Consider the following 15447-nt stretch of genomic DNA (forward strand, 5'->3'; position numbering starts at 1 on the left):
CCACCCCTGTACTAGTTTGAATGCTCGATTGCTCGCAATGCATCCTTTAGTTCAGCATACCGAAACTTGTATCCGTTTTCGAGCGCTTTTTTCGGAACGACACGAGCTCCTTCTAGTACAATCGTACTCTTTTCACCGAGTGCGAGTTCTAACGCGAAGCGTGGCGCCGGGAGCCAGTGTGGGCGATGTAAGACTTTTCCGATCGTCTGTCCGAAACGCCGCATCGTCTCCGGATGCGGAGCAGTGATGTTCATTGGTCCTTCGACTGTCGGGGTCTCAAGTGCGAATATGAATAAATCGACTAAATCGTCGATGTGGACCCAGGAGACCCACTGTTTTCCGTCGCCCATCGTTCCACCGCCAAACAAGACATAGGGCAGGCGCATTAACGGATAAGCGCCACCGGCTTTCGTTAGGACGACACCGATTCGTGGATGGACAAGTCGAATGCCAGCGTCAGCAATCGGGCGGGCAAGGTCTTCCCAGGCGACACAGACATGACTTAGGAAGTCAGCGGTCGGTGGAAGGGGTTGATCTTCGGAAAATGTTTGATGCCGATCTTGTCCGTAAATGCCAACCGCAGATGCAGACAATACGACATTCGGCTTTTGATCGAGTGCTTCAACGATTCGAACGAGCTCCTTCGTCGTGCTGACGCGACTGTCGATAATGACACGTTTTCGTTCATCCGTCCAACGTCCGTCGTTGATCGAAGCGCCAGCCAGATGAATGAATGCATCGACGCCCTCTAAGTGCTGTTCCGGTTTTGCGTCTTCTGTCATCCACTTGATATATGTGACCTGCGCGTCATTCGCTTTCGGATGACGCGTTAAGATAAAGATGTGATGTCCTTGATCTAGTAAACGCTTCGTCAAGGCTTGACCAATCATACCAGTTCCGCCGGTAATCGCAATGTTCATGTAATCCATCCCCCCTGAAATAAGTAAAAGTGGCTTCTTTCCATTTGTTCCCGTTCCATGGTTTCACTCAAACATAGACCTGCCTGTTCATGATATCGTAGAACTACCGAATCAGGTTAGGGGAGGGAACGACATGAAGATCAAACGGATCTCGACACAGAAGAAGAACAGCGAACGATTCAACATCTATGTCGAGCGTGAGGGCAAAGAGGAATACGCCTTTGCCGTAGATGTGGATATCTTAATCAAATACAATCTGCAACGCGATAAGGAGCTCGATGACGACTTCGTCAAGGAAGTACTGACGGCTGAGGAACAGCAGAAGGCATATCGTCTCTCATTGAATCATTTATCATACCGGATGCGGGCAACAAGTGAGGTCGTCACGTATTTGACGGAAAAAGAGACACCGGAGCATGCGATTAAACATGCGATCGATCGATTGACGGAGCAACGCTATCTGGATGATCAACAGTTCGCGCTTGCTTATACGGCGACGAAAAAAGCAACGACACCACAAGGACCAGGAAAGATTCGCCGTGATCTAGAAGTATTGAAGATCCCAAAGACAGCAATTGATGAAGCAATCGCGACGTTTACGGATGAAGAGGAATATGAAAAAGTCCTGAAGTTTTTGCGGCAAAAGCAAAAAGAGCTTCAACGGCGTTCTGTACGCGAATTGACGCAAAAGCTACAGATGACACTCATGCAGCGCGGGTTCTCGTCCGATTTGATTAAAGCGGGCATTGAAGAGGTATTTTTAGCTGAAGAAGGTGACGAAGAAGAACAGGCGGCACTTTATCAAGCACGCAAGTATTATCCGAAGTACCGGCAACTCGAACCGTTTGAACGCGAACAGAAGGTGAAGCAAGCGCTCGTCCGAAAGGGATTTCCGTACGGTCTGGCAGCTCAAGTCCTCGAACAAATCAAAGAAGAAGAGGCGGAATAATAAAAGCAAGATGAAAAATTGACAATTATCCGACAATTGTGCTATTCTACGCACAGACTAAGAAAAGGAGGAACCGTCCTATGAAAAAGCCAATTGGTTTCACACACATCCAACAGCTGAATATGACGGAGACTCTTGAGCACGTATAAGTAATTCATTTCATGTGCGAGCAAGGGGATTCGTCTCCCGAGCGCGCAGACGAACAAGAATGCATCATGCCCATTTCAAGGCATACTGATTCTCGGACTGCATCCGGAAATCCGTATGCCTTTTTGCGTGCTCGGAAAAAACACTTCATTTCACAGTAAAGGGGGGACCCTCATGCGTTTATTTCGGCAATTGAGTTGGTTTCTAAAAGAACACAAATCATCTTACCTCGTAGCAGTCGTCTTACTGATTATCACGGGCTTCATCGATTTAACGCCGCCGTGGTTGATCGGAAAAGTGATCGACGGTTTACGCTCAGGTTCGATGGACCGAACGACACTCTTACAGTATGTCGGTGGATTAACGGTCATTTCCATCGTTTCCTTCATCTTGACGTATCTGTGGTTAGCGAAATTATTCGGAACGGCATTTTTATTAGAACGGACACTTCGGAGTCGCTTCTTTACGCACTTATTGAAACTGACGCCGACGTTCTACCAAAAGAATCGGACGGGAGACTTGATGGCGCTCGCGACGAACGACTTGAAGGCGGTCGAGCGGACAGCCGGATTTGGTGTCTTGACGCTCGTCGACTCGTTGAACATGACGGCAATCACCCTCGTCGTCATGGGGGTGGCGATCGATTGGAAGCTGACACTTGCTGCCTTGTTACCGATGCCACTTCTCGCCTACGCGATGAATAAGCTCGGAAGTCAAATTCACGGACGTTTCATCACTGCCCAGGATTCATTCGGAACGATGAATGACCAAGTTGTCGAGTCGATTTCCGGACTGCGTGTCATTCGCTCGTTCGTCCAAGAACCGGTCGATGTCAAACGCTTCGACGATGTCACGACGGATGTCTTTGAGAAAAACATGCACGTCGCAAAAATCGATGTCTTATTTGAACCGATCATCAAGCTGCTCGTCGGCTTCAGTTATTTGATCGGCTTATCGTTCGGGACATATCTCGTCTTTACGAACGACATCACGCTCGGACAATTGGTCGCCTTTAACATCTATCTCGGGATGCTGATTTGGCCGATGTACGCCTTTGGCGAATTGATCAACGTCATCCAGCGTGGAACAGCAAGTCTTGACCGCTTAGAAGCAACGATGCGAGTCAAACCGTTGATTGCTTCGACACCGCGGGAACACGTCGATCGCCCTGAACGGATCGAGATGAACGATTTGACGTTTACGTATCCAGAGACAGCCCATCCGGTCTTACGAGATTTGAATATGACGATCGAACAAGGAACAACGATCGGGATCGTCGGACCAACCGGATCCGGTAAAACGACGTTCTTGCGTCAATTCCTACGTGAGTATCCGATTGGACGGGACATGCTGACGGTCAATGGCATACCGTATGAAGATGTTGCGCTAGAGACGGTTCGCGGTTGGACGGGTTATGTGTCACAAGAACATTTACTATTCTCGAAATCCGTCCGGGACAATATCTTGTTCGGTGCAGGTGAAGCGACAGAAGAAGAATTGCAGGAAGCGATTCGTCTCGCATCGTTTGAAAAAGATATCGAAACGCTGGAACAAGGACTTGAGACGATGGTCGGTGAACGTGGCGTCACGTTATCAGGAGGACAAAAGCAACGTCTCTCGATCGCGCGGGCGATGTTAAAAAAACCAGAGTTGCTGTTGCTGGATGATTCACTATCAGCGGTAGACGCGAAAACGGAATCACATATCATTGATTCGATTCGATCGAATCGTCACCAATCCACGACATTAATTGTTGCCCATCGTTTGTCGGCAGTGGCACATGCGGACGAAATCATCGTCTTGCAAGATGGAATGATTTCTGAACGAGGAACACATGACAGCCTGATGGCACAAAATGGCTGGTACGCTCAACAATTCGAGCGACAAAGTGAAGAGATGTAAGGAGGTGCCTCTGCATGAATGAATTAGAATTATACCAACTCGATCCGGCACGTCGGAAGACGACGATCCGTTCGTTGATCCGCTATGCGATGCATGAGAAACAAGCGATCTTTTTAGGATTATTTTTACTCATACTGGCAGTCGGAGCGGAATTGACAGGTCCGTATATCGCCAAAGTCATCATTGATGAACATATCGTGGCAATTGAGAAGGACTGGGTCGAAGTTAAATCGGACGGTGCGGTCACGTATGACGGCCGTCAGTTCGCCAAAGCACAAGACGTCTCGAAAAGTCAGATCGTTCAATCCGTCTCGATCGTCCAAACGACCAACGGCTACTTTTTCGTACCGAAACAAGTCGTCAGTGGAGGAGAGCGGAAAATCAGTGGAAATACGATGACGGTCACGCGTGGAGACGACGTCTACACGTATGATAATATTCAAAAACTGACACAAGGACAGGTCTATGATTTTTATTCAAAAGACTTAAAAGCAATCGGCTGGTTGTCCTTGATCTACGTCCTTTTGCTGCTGGTAGCAGCTGGTTTGAACTGGATTCAGCAAATCTTGCTCCAGCGATCTGCTCATAAAATCATTAAACGAATGCGTCTTGATGTCTTTACGCATCTGCAACGGTTACCGGTTCGTTATTTCGACCAGACACCGATCGGGAAAATCGTCAGTCGAGTCACGAATGATACGGAAACGATTCGCGATCTATATCTCGGTGTGCTCGCCCGGGTCTTCTCGGGGATTATCACGATGGCGGGGATTCTGGTCGCGATGTTCTTCCTCGATTATCGCTTAGGATTAGTCTCGCTGATCATCATTCCGATCGTCTATTTCTGGATTCAGCTGTTCCAGAAACTCGCGACGAAGAACAACTTCAAGGTCCGCTCGCTCGTTGCCGACATGAATGGTCAACTGAATGAGAACATCCAGACGATGCCGATCATTCAGGCTTATGCACGCGAGAAGGAAGTCCTTGCTGAATTCGAACAAAAGAACGAAGAGAACTATCAGACCCGGGCAAAGTTGTTACGACTCGATGCCCTGATGTCTCATAACCTATCCTACTTTTTGAAAAACTTGACGCTCGCCTTGTTGATTTGGGTCGTCGGCGGAAAAAGTCTGACGAACGGATCGTTTTTATCGCTCGGGATTTTATATGCGTATATCGATTACGTGTCCCGTTTATTCGAACCCGTCACCCAAATCATGAATCAGCTGTCACCGCTACAACAAGCACTCGTTTCAGCGGACCGGATGTTCCAATTGCTTGACGAAAAGGGAGAGCCGGTCGAACAAGGTCGCGTTGCTCGGTTTAAAGGAGCGGTGACCTTCAAAGACGTTGAATTCAGTTATGAAGCGGGGAATCCCGTATTACGTGAGATTCAAATCGATGCTCGTCCTGGCGCGACGATTGCTCTCGTCGGTCACACGGGTAGCGGGAAAAGTTCAATCATGAATTTATTAATGCGTTTCTATGATCCGTCAAAAGGACAGTTGTTGATTGACGGACAGGACGTGACGACTTTACCGAAACAAGCGGTTCGTGAGCATATGGGCATCGTCTTACAGGATCCGTTCCTCTTCACAGGAACGATTCGCTCGAACATCACACTCGGCAATCCTGATATTTCAGAAGAACGGGTACGACAAGCAATCGAAGCCGTCGGCGCGGATCGGTTCATTGATCGTTTACCGAACGGGCTCGATGAACCAGTCATCGAAAAAGGTGCCACATTATCAGCGGGTGAACGACAGTTGATCAGTTTTGCCCGTGCGTTAGCGTTCGATCCTGCGATCCTAGTTCTTGACGAAGCGACAGCGAGCGTTGATTCGGAAACGGAAGCGGTCATTCAAGATGCTTTACTGACGTTGACGAAAGGACGAACGACGTTCATCATCGCCCACCGCTTGTCGACGATCAAAGATGCGGATGAGATTCTTGTTCTCGATCGTGGTCAAATCGTCGAGCGAGGGTCCCATGATGTGCTCCTTGCAACGTCCGGTATTTATGCGAAAATGTATGCGTTACAAAGTAAGCGGAATCTTGAATTGAAATCAAGCTAATCCATCCAGTTTCTCCTCCTTTTCGTTTATACTGAAAAACGAAGAGGGGGAGTTTTTGTAATGGAGACACGGATGAGTCAATTATCGAAATACGAGCTTGAGATGTTGATCACGAAATTAAGTGAACAAAAACGAAAAGCGGAGCAACACGGGAACGTCAGTGAAGTGGAGGTCGTGACGCGGAAAATCGCTATTGCGAAAAGTTATTTGATTGATCCGGCACGATTCGAACGGGGGGCCTTTTACCGAATCGAAGGAGAAGAGGCACGATTTGAGTTACACTTCGTCAATGGCGTCATGGGCTGGGGACATTTTGAAGGAACCGCTCAGGAAGTCGCGATTCCGCTCGCGTTATTCACAGGAGAGGGAGAACAGACATGACGAATCGAGAACAAGCCCTTCAGCAACTGGCTGAAGAATTATTGCAAGTAAATGAAGTATTAATCCCGGAAGAAGCACTGACGTGGGTCGAAGTGCTTTGGGAAGATTTCGAAGCGACACTCGCACGCGCAGGTGAGAAATATCAAGGTGAAGCCGTCGCGGTTCATTTCGTCGAGCAGCAGATCAAACAGCACGGGGCAATGTTGCACCGGTTTAATACGACGAACGAAAAATTCAAGCATTTGATGACAGGTCGAAACGTCGAATGAAAAAAGCTCCGCACATCGGGATTTCCGTTGCGCGGAGCTTTGTCTTTATAATGCAGGGATGAACAGTTTTTTCTGCAAGGTCCGTTCGCTGAAGACCCAGCCGGTATAGGAGCTGACGATTTCTTGTGTGGCGGCGTCGATTCTGACGACGGCAACGAATGGATAGACTTCCTTCGTGAAGTAACGCAAGTTGGTGAAGCGGTATTCGACAATGCCATCCTTTCGTGAGACCGTATACGTATGAATCTTCGAGAACTCAAGAAACGCTTGCAAGTCAGCATTTTGTTTGACGATTTCGTACAAGGCGTCACCGTGTGGTTCGTCCTTGATGCGGAAGTTTCCACATTCGACGACGGTTCCACTGTTGATCTTAACGACGGAATACTCATCGCGTAATCGTGCCGCGACATGCCACTCATCCCATTTCATGCCAGGTGAGATGAACAGTTTATGGGCGCCGCGATAATAGCGTGCAGCGGTCGCGAGTGCATCGTTTCGCAACTTGAACTGCACAGCGTAATAGATGATGACGATAGCGATCAAAATCGGGAAGATGACGATCGTCGCTCTCGTTAGTAGCCAAATCCCGAACGCGGCATAATACATCGTGAACAGATATGGATCAAACGTATTGATGACACCCCAACCGATCCAGGATTGTTTGAACGGGTGTAAGGCTTGTGTACCGTAAGCATTAAACAGATCGACAAAGACATGAAGAGCGACAGCGATCTGCGCCATCAGCCATAATGAAGTCGGAGGTATACCGAACAACGTGCCGATGACGATTGAAAGTAATAACGGCCAGGCGAGCAAGGCAATCAACCCGTGCGATTTTCCGCGGTGTTGACGCAAGTAGGCGCTGTTTCCTTTAAATTTAAAAACAGTATCGAAGTCCGGTGCGTGTGAGCCGACGAGCGCCGTCGTCGTCACGGCAGCAAACATCGTCGTGCTCGCTGCGACGTCAGGGTGTAGCGTCGAGATGGCGGCGAGACAAAGTCCCATGCCGATATGCGTACCAGTATCCAATGCGAATTCGCTCCTTCTATAAAATCGTGATGGTGAATCCATCGAGGTTCTGCCGAGTAATTTTTAATAAATATATCGTATCCAAGAGAAAAGAGGTAACCTTTTGACTGTCGTTCAAGAATATTTCACAAACTTTAATAAAACACAATTTACCACAGAACTGATTGCCTGGTTCCTTCGTGAACAGCGGGATCTCCCGTGGCGAAGAACCAAAAACCCGTATCATATCTGGATTAGTGAGATCATGCTCCAACAAACACGTGTCGATACGGTCATTCCATATTATGAACGCTTCACGAAACGTTTTCCGACTCCACATGATTTAGCAGAAGCGGATCAGAGTGAAGTCCTGAAACACTGGGAAGGCTTAGGGTACTATTCCCGTGTCAAGAATCTTCAAATCGCGGTTCAGGAAGTTGTTGAAAAATATGACGGAATCGTTCCGGATGAGAAGGAATTATTCAGTCAGCTGAAGGGTGTCGGTCCGTACACGACGGGAGCGGTACTGTCGATTGCTTATGGACAGGCAGAACCAGCAGTAGACGGAAACGTGATGCGGGTTCTCTCGCGTGTACTTGGAATCTATGAAGATATTGCTGCACCGAAGACGAGAAAGTTGTTTGAAGCTGCGGTTTATCAGTTGATTGATCCGGCTGATCCGTCAAGCTTCAATCAAGGCTTGATGGAACTTGGTGCGATGGTCTGTACGCCGAAGTCTCCGATGTGTGGACTCTGTCCTGTTCAAGACGTTTGTTTTGCATATGATCGAAATGCACAGGAAGAACTACCTGTGAAGACGAAGAAAGGGAAGACGCAAATTATTCCTTATGATGCTCTTGTTTATGAAGCAGACGGAAAAATCGCAATTGAACAACGGGCGGAGACCGGTTTGCTTGCTGGTATGTGGCAATACCCACTTCGAGAAGCAGAAGAAGATCGTAATGGAACGCTTGTCGGGCACGTCCGACATATCTTTTCACACCGGATCTGGGAAATTGCCGTTTATCGCGTGACGGAACAGCCGGACCAGACGGTACTGGTTGATCAGGAAACGTATGCGAAGCATCCGGTATCTGTCGCGCAAATGAAGATTGATCGACTATTAAAGGGGGAGATCTAATGCATACTTTTCGTTTTGAGACACGTGTCGATACATCAAAGGAGCAAGCGTGGGATTTTTTAAGTGACGCCAAGGCCTTAAGTCGATTGACGGTATTTCCGCAAGTGAAGACGTCAGGCGATACGCGGACACGAGCGGGAAATACGATTCGTCTGCGCGTTGGTGTTCCTCCACTATTTGTCTCGTGGATGTCTTGGATTCCTTTCGTAGAAGAATATGTCTTCGTTGATGTCGGTACAAAAGTTCCGTATCCATTCCGGGCATGGTGCCATGTGCATCGGGTCGAAGAACGTGAATCTGGCGTCTATTTCGTGGATGAAGTGACGTATGCATCCTTCTTGCCAGCTTTCATCATTGAAGCATTCATCTTGAAACCGATGTTCAAACAACGAAAAAATGCGATTTTGAATCACTTTCAAGCCTGAATTCCGTCATTTTTCTGAAAAAATACCCTTTCGTTTTTCATGCGTTCTGAAAATGGGTATAATAAGCACGAGAGTATAACAGAATGGAAGAAAAACGCTTTAGAAAGGAGTAGCACATGAGTCGATTCCCAAAAGAAAGTAGCAAGATTGAGATTCAAAGTTTCAAACATAACGGGAGCTTACACAGAGTTTGGGAAGAAACGCTCGTGCTGAAATCGACGGAAGAAGAATTGATTGGGTTCAATGACCGCATTATGGTCAGTGAATCGGATGGTCGTCAGTGGCGAACACGAGAGCCTGCAATCTGTTACTTTTCAACAGAACTCTGGTTCAATGTCATTTGTATGATTCGGGAGGACGGCATTTATTATTACTGCAATCTTGGATCACCTTCTACGTTCGATGAGAAAGATCGAGCAGTCAAGTACATTGATTACGATTTAGATATCAAAGTATATCCGGACATGTCCTACATGATCCTCGATGAGGACGAGTATGAGAAGCATCGCCGCGAGATGAACTATCCGAAGGCGATCGATCGTATTTTGAAAGACAATGTCCAAATCCTGATTCAATGGATCCGCAGTCGGAAGGGCCCATTTAACCCGGCTTTCGTGGATATGTGGTATCGTGAATATGAAACAAGATATCGGAGATGATGGTTCGCCATCGTCTTTTTTTTAATTGAAGGAAGTGAAACACGTGGCAACACAAGCAAAACGTAAGAAACAAGGCTCGATCCGCCGCTATATGGCGTTCGTCAAGCCGTATCAAAAACAGATTCTCCTGACGGTTTTCGTCGGGATCATCAAGTTCTCGATCCCACTCGGACTTCCGTTGTTGTATAAGTACATCATCGATAATATCCTAACCGGAAACACGATGCCGATGGCGGAAAAAAGTAAACAATTGGCATACTTAATCGGAGCGGGTGTCTTCATCTTCTTGATCGTCAAACCGCCGCTCGAATATGTTCGTCAGTACCTCGCGCAATGGTCCGCGGCGAAGATTTTATTTGACGTACGGAATCGATTGTTTGATCATGTTCAGAAATTATCACTTCGATTTTATTCGAATACGAAAACCGGAGAAGTCATTTCGCGGATCATCAATGATGTCGAGCAGACGAAAGATTTCGTCGTCACGGGATTAATGAATTTATGGCTTGATATGATCACGATTTTCATTGCGATCGCGATCATGTGGACGATTGATCCGAAGTTGACGCTCGTCGCGATCATCCCATTACCATTCTATGCCCTTGCCGTTAAGTTCTTTTACGGTCGCTTACGTGGATTGACACGGGAACGCTCGGCAGCACTTGCAGAATTACAAGGTCATTTGACAGAACGGGTCAACGGGATGGCGGTCATTCGTAGTTTTGCCCTCGAACCACACGAGAACAAAGCGTTCAAACATCAAAATGATGGATTCTTAAAAGCCGCGCTTCGTCAAACGAACTGGAATGCACGGACGTATGTCGTCGTCTCGACGATTACGGACTTCGCACCGATCCTGATCTTCGGAACGGCAGCCTTTTTCGTCTTGAACGATCAAGTATCGCTTGGAACGATGGTCGCATTCATTGGGTATATCGACCGTCTGTATGCGCCGCTCGGTCGTCTCGTCAACTCCTCAACGACGTTGACACAGTCGATTGCTTCGATGGACCGGATGTTCGAGTTTTTAGATGAGCCGTATGATATCACAGAAAAACCAAATGCACGCGATCCAAAAGATGTCCGCGGAAACGTTCAATTCGAAAACATCAGTTTCGCTTATGAAGAAGGCGGCGAGCTAGCGATCGATCGGTTGACGCTTGACGTTCAGGCAGGCGAACGGATTGCTTTCGTCGGGATGTCAGGTGGCGGGAAATCAACGCTCGTCAGTTTGATTCCGCGTTTCTATGATGTGTCTGCCGGTCGGATCACGCTTGACGGCGTTGACATTCGTGACTTGAAGTTGCGAGGTCTTCGCGATCAGATCGGGATGGTCATGCAGGAGTCGATTCTCTTCAGTGAGTCGGTCCAGATGAACATCAAGATGGGGAATCCGGAGGCGACGGACGAGGAAGTCATCGCGGCAGCAAAAGCAGCAAATGCCCATGAATTCATCGAACGATTACCGAACGGTTATCATACGCCGGTCGGAGAACGCGGCGTCAAGTTATCGGGTGGTCAAAAACAACGTCTTGCGATTGCACGGGTCTTCTTGAAAAATCCACCGATTCTGATTTTGGATGAAGCGACGAGTGCGCTTGATTTGGAGAGTGAAGCGATGATTCAAGATTCGTTAGCGCGTCTCGCGAAAGGGCGGACGACGTTTACTGTCGCGCACCGTTTATCAACGATCACCGATGCCGATAAGATTGTCGTCATCGAAAATGGTCAAATTACGGAAATCGGTACACACGAAGTCCTCATGCAAAAACGGGGTGCGTATTTCGAACTGTATGCCATTCAAAATCTGGAACTCGTCGAATAACACAAAAGCAGCGATCCTCGTGAGGGTCGCTGCTTTTTTAGGAAGAAGACTTAGAGTCGAGCAAAGGCACGATCGACTGCTGCGATCGTCTCTGTGATGTCGGCTTCCGTATGTTCCGTCGTCAAGAACCACGCTTCGTATTTCGAAGGGGCAAGGTTGACGCCTTCTTCTAGCATCAATTTGAAGAAACGTCCGAACATCTCGCTATCTGCACGTTCTGCACCATCGTAATCGATAACTGTTTCATCCGTGAAGTAGACCGTCATGGCACCTTTTAGACGGTTGATCGTAATCGTGACGTCATGACGTTTTGCTGCTTCTAGCACACCTTGTTCGAGTAAGGCGCCAAGGTGATCGAGTTGTTCATAGACACCAGGCTGCTCAAGTAATTCAAGACAAGCGATACCCGCAGCCATGGATGCTGGGTTACCTGCCATCGTACCTGCTTGGTAAGCCGGACCGAGTGGCGCGACGTGTTCCATGATTTCTTTGCGACCGCCATAAGCGCCGATCGGTAAACCACCACCGATGATTTTGCCGAGTGCCGTCATATCGGGACGGATATCGAGTAACTCTTGTGCACTGCCGTATGTGAAGCGGAAGGCTGTGATGACTTCATCATAGATGACGAGTGCGCCGTGTGCATGCGTGATTTCGTTGACCGCAGCAAGGAAACCAGGTTGCGGTTCGACGATGCCGAAGTTTCCGACGATTGGTTCGACGAGTACACAAGCGATTTGGTCGCCCCATTGCTCCATGATTTGACGATACGATTCGATATCATTGAACGGTGTCGTAATGACTTCTTTTGCCGTCGCTTTCGTGACACCGGCTGAATCTGGGGAACCAAGTGTTGCTGGTCCGCTTCCTGCTGCGATCAGCATCAGATCCGAGTGACCGTGGTAACAACCACTGAACTTCACAACAAGCTCACGACCTGTATACGCACGAGCGACGCGAATCGTCGTCATGACGGCTTCTGTTCCAGAGTTCGTGAAACGAACCTTTTCAAGCGATGGGATTGCTTTTTGTAGTTTATGTGCAAAGTCGATTTCTAGACGATGTGGTGTGCCGTAAAGAAGACCGTTTTGGGCAGCATGGGTGATCGCTTCCGTAATGTGAGGATGACCGTGTCCCGTGATGATCGGACCATAGGCTGCTAAGTAATCGATATAACGATTGCCATCGACATCATAAAAGTAAGCACCTTCTCCGCGTTCCATATAAACAGGTGCGCCGCCACCGACGGCTTTGAATGAACGGGATGGGCTGTTGACGCCACCAACGATACACTCTTGTGCGATTTCATATAACGCCTCTGAAGTAGGACGTGTAGTGTGGGTAGACATGAGGATTCCTCCAATCGATGATTCGTGAAAAATATCACGATATGATTGTATCATGGACGTCAAATCCGATGCAGAGCCGTTGACGGAATGCCTATTTGTAGGTAGACTATTTATAAAGATTACAATCTGATAATCAATGAAAGATAGAAATGAGGGGATGGACGTGGCTAACGAAATGCTAGATGATGCCGTGAAATCACTTCGGGAATCAGGCGTTCGAATGACACCACAACGTCACGCGATTTTGGAATATCTGACGACGGGACACACGCATCCGACAGCGGATGAGATTTATCGTGCACTCGAACATCGCTTTCCTAATATGAGTGTGGCGACTGTATATAATAACTTACGCGTTTTTCGAGAAAAGGGAATCGTTGAAGAAATGAATTACGGAGATGCTTCAAGTCGCTTCGATTTCGTTACGACACGCCATTACCACATGATCTGTGAGAACTGCGGAAAGATTGTTGATTTCAACTATCCTGTGCTCGATGATGTCGAAACGGTTGCGGCGCACTTAACAGGCTTCAAAGTCGATCGTCACCGATTAGAAGTATACGGAACTTGCCCGGACTGTCAATCGAATGTCCAATGAAAAACGAGCTGCCTTAGCGGGGAGCTCGTTTATTGTGTTTATTATATTTTTCATCGAATTCTTTTCCTTCAAGAGACGGATCCATCGTCAGTGGTTCATCGCAATGCATACATAAGTCGACGCGACCAAGGACTTTTGTTTCTTTTCCACAGTTTGGACAAGTGACGACAGCTGCTTTTGTTGATGTTAGACCAATCAAGAAATAGAGTGCCGTACTAGCGAGGACCATGACGAAGCCGAGAAGCATGAGTAAGACCATGATGATTTCAAATTGTTTGAGTAATAGGCCGCCATACATGACGAGCATCCCACCGAATACAAGAAACATAGCAAGGTTTCGCGCGCGGTTTATTTTATTTTTACGTTGTTTTTTCAAGTGAATTCCCCCTGTTGTCAGTCTAGCATAAGATGTGCGACTGCCTGAAGAAGGAAAGCTTGTTTTTTTGTCGAAAATGGTAACGACGAGTTCGTATAGAAGGGTGAGAAGTAAATGGAACAAGCAACACGGACGATTTATTCGGAGTACGCGGCTTATCGTGAAACGCAAGGAATCATTGCTGTTGAGAAACGACAGCCACGGGATTCCCTAACGGATCAATTTGATACGCTTCTTGTTGTCATCACAAGAGATCCGGAAGTCGAATGGACGATCAAACATTACCGGTTGAACACACTGAAGGTATCCTTACATCTTGTACACGAGGATGTGTTATCACGCTGGATTTTGTTAAATGCGAATCGACGAGCGATCCACTGGATTGCAGAGGGAACAATCGTGTTCGAACGAAATGATTACTTAGTTGATTTAAAACGGCAACTACTCAACTTTCCTGATGAGGAACGTCATTTACAGATGACGATTTCATTTGCTAAATTGTTACGTCGTTTCCAAGATGGAAGAAACTTGTTCAGTCGCGGACATCATTATGATGCCTATACACATGTTCATCATGCATTGCACCATCTCGCGCGACTATCCGTCCTCGAGAAAGGGAAACATCCCGAGACAGTCGTCTGGGAGCAAGCGCGACTGGATGATCCGGATGTTTATAAATTATATGAACAATTGTTGATGAGTGAAGAGACATTAGATCAACGTATTCATCTCGCCTTGATTGGTCTTGAGCATCTTCTGCAGTCTAAGGTCTTATCGGGAGGGCGTTATCTATTCGAAATCATGCGTGAGCGGACCGGTCCTTGGACGATGTATGAATTGATGGAAGAAGAGCGATTGCAAGAAGTCAAAGTGGATTTAAGTAGTCTGATTGATTTCTTCATGCGAAAAGGTTTGATTCGTATTTCGTATCAAACGACTAAAGGAGCAGGGGTCGAACTCGTGACGTATGAGCCGGTCGTATGACGATCGGCTTTATTTTTTTCTCATGATCGTTTTGGCTATATATAGAAGGAAAAAGATTATAAAAGTTTTTTTAGAAAAACTGTTGACGGTATTATACCGAGATAGTATATTAATACATGTCGACAGGGCAACACGCACTTGACGGTGACAAGAAAGAAAAAAGATTTCAAAAAGGGATTGACGCTTAAGTTATTCCGTGATATCTTATTAAAGTCGCTGAAAACGACACGACGAACTTTGAAAACTGAACGATGAGGCAAAAAACGTATTCTACGGAATACAAAAACGAATGAAGCGCAAGCTTCGTCAATCGTGACTTCGGTCACAAAAACGAGCAAGTCAAACACTTCATGGAGAGTTTGATCCTGGCTCAGGACGAACGCTGGCGGCGTGCCTAATACATGCAAGTCGAGCGCAGGAAACTGACGGAACTCTTCGG

At 47.3% G+C, this 15447-nt stretch carries 15 protein-coding genes and 1 rRNA gene; 12 read left to right on the top strand and 4 right to left on the bottom strand.

Going from position 1 to position 15447, the window contains the following annotated elements; genetic code table 11:
* Positions 1-11: 11 nt before the first annotated feature.
* The gene (locus KNQ15_RS07260; RefSeq protein WP_214728552.1) at positions 12-920 is read right to left on the bottom strand and encodes a TIGR01777 family oxidoreductase; all 909 of its coding nucleotides are present in this window, start codon (positions 918-920) and stop codon (positions 12-14) included.
* A 133-nt stretch (positions 921-1053) separates the two neighbouring features.
* Here KNQ15_RS07260 and KNQ15_RS07265 point away from each other — a divergent pair, with 133 nt between their 5' ends.
* From KNQ15_RS07265 to KNQ15_RS07285, 5 genes are all read left to right on the top strand, one after another.
* Complete coding sequence (locus tag KNQ15_RS07265; RefSeq protein WP_069940348.1) at positions 1054-1869, top strand: RecX family transcriptional regulator; 816 nt, start codon at positions 1054-1056, stop codon at positions 1867-1869.
* 321 nt (positions 1870-2190) lie between these two features.
* On the top strand, positions 2191-3918 hold the full coding sequence (locus tag KNQ15_RS07270; protein WP_029340903.1) for an ABC transporter ATP-binding protein: 1728 nt from the start codon (positions 2191-2193) through the stop codon (positions 3916-3918).
* A 14-nt stretch (positions 3919-3932) separates the two neighbouring features.
* Entirely contained in the window at positions 3933-5993 is a 2061-nt protein-coding gene (locus KNQ15_RS07275; RefSeq protein WP_214728554.1) for an ABC transporter ATP-binding protein, read from the top strand.
* A gap of 60 nt (positions 5994-6053) precedes the next feature.
* On the top strand, positions 6054-6374 hold the full coding sequence (locus KNQ15_RS07280) for a DUF1811 family protein (protein ID WP_023467306.1): 321 nt from the start codon (positions 6054-6056) through the stop codon (positions 6372-6374).
* Positions 6371-6643, top strand: coding sequence for a YfhJ family protein (locus KNQ15_RS07285; protein WP_029340905.1), 273 nt, complete (start codon positions 6371-6373; stop codon positions 6641-6643). The genes KNQ15_RS07280 and KNQ15_RS07285 overlap by 4 nt, the downstream gene beginning before the upstream one ends.
* A 45-nt stretch (positions 6644-6688) precedes the next feature.
* Here the strand turns inward: KNQ15_RS07285 and KNQ15_RS07290 are convergent, their stop codons facing one another.
* Positions 6689-7672, bottom strand: a complete 984-nt coding sequence (locus tag KNQ15_RS07290) for a metal-dependent hydrolase (protein ID WP_047395183.1) — start codon at positions 7670-7672, stop codon at positions 6689-6691.
* Positions 7673-7775: 103 nt separating this feature from the next.
* Between KNQ15_RS07290 and mutY the strand changes: the two genes are divergently transcribed.
* The 4 genes from mutY to KNQ15_RS07310 all read left to right on the top strand — a co-directional run bounded on the left by mutY (position 7776) and on the right by KNQ15_RS07310 (position 11701).
* Positions 7776-8792: an A/G-specific adenine glycosylase gene (gene mutY, locus KNQ15_RS07295; RefSeq protein WP_029340907.1), complete on the top strand. Its 1017-nt coding sequence runs from the start codon at positions 7776-7778 to the stop codon at positions 8790-8792.
* Positions 8792-9217 carry an SRPBCC family protein gene (locus KNQ15_RS07300; RefSeq protein WP_214728556.1) on the top strand — a complete coding sequence of 142 codons (426 nt, stop codon included), beginning with the start codon at positions 8792-8794 and terminating at the stop codon, positions 9215-9217. Before mutY ends, KNQ15_RS07300 begins: the two co-directional genes overlap by 1 nt.
* A gap of 116 nt (positions 9218-9333) precedes the next feature.
* The gene (gene ntdP / locus KNQ15_RS07305) at positions 9334-9876 is read left to right on the top strand and encodes a nucleoside tri-diphosphate phosphatase (protein WP_023467311.1); all 543 of its coding nucleotides are present in this window, start codon (positions 9334-9336) and stop codon (positions 9874-9876) included.
* Positions 9877-9967: 91 nt separating this feature from the next.
* The gene (locus KNQ15_RS07310; protein ID WP_214728566.1) at positions 9968-11701 is read left to right on the top strand and encodes an ABC transporter ATP-binding protein; all 1734 of its coding nucleotides are present in this window, start codon (positions 9968-9970) and stop codon (positions 11699-11701) included.
* A gap of 50 nt (positions 11702-11751) precedes the next feature.
* Here KNQ15_RS07310 and KNQ15_RS07315 read toward each other — a convergent pair whose 3' ends face one another.
* A complete protein-coding gene (locus KNQ15_RS07315; protein WP_214728558.1) occupies positions 11752-13050 on the bottom strand; it encodes a glutamate-1-semialdehyde 2,1-aminomutase in 1299 nt (432 codons plus the stop codon).
* A gap of 175 nt (positions 13051-13225) precedes the next feature.
* On the opposite strand from KNQ15_RS07315, the gene perR reads away from it, so the two are divergent.
* On the top strand, positions 13226-13648 hold the full coding sequence (gene perR, locus KNQ15_RS07320; protein WP_369792039.1) for a peroxide-responsive transcriptional repressor PerR: 423 nt from the start codon (positions 13226-13228) through the stop codon (positions 13646-13648).
* 13 nt (positions 13649-13661) lie between these two features.
* Here the strand turns inward: perR and KNQ15_RS07325 are convergent, their stop codons facing one another.
* Positions 13662-14024: a DUF2614 family zinc ribbon-containing protein gene (locus KNQ15_RS07325; RefSeq protein WP_029340912.1), complete on the bottom strand. Its 363-nt coding sequence runs from the start codon at positions 14022-14024 to the stop codon at positions 13662-13664.
* 114 nt (positions 14025-14138) lie between these two features.
* Between KNQ15_RS07325 and KNQ15_RS07330 the strand changes: the two genes are divergently transcribed.
* Together KNQ15_RS07330 and KNQ15_RS07335 are read left to right on the top strand one after the other, a co-directional pair.
* Complete coding sequence (locus KNQ15_RS07330) at positions 14139-15008, top strand: nucleotidyltransferase-like protein (RefSeq protein ID WP_214728560.1); 870 nt, start codon at positions 14139-14141, stop codon at positions 15006-15008.
* Positions 15009-15355: 347 nt separating this feature from the next.
* Positions 15356-15447 (top strand): 16S ribosomal RNA (locus tag KNQ15_RS07335); the annotation flags it as partial.

This window comes from Exiguobacterium sp. s168 (assembly GCF_018619035.1).
Classification (GTDB): Bacteria; Bacillota; Bacilli; order Exiguobacteriales; family Exiguobacteriaceae; genus Exiguobacterium_A; species Exiguobacterium_A acetylicum.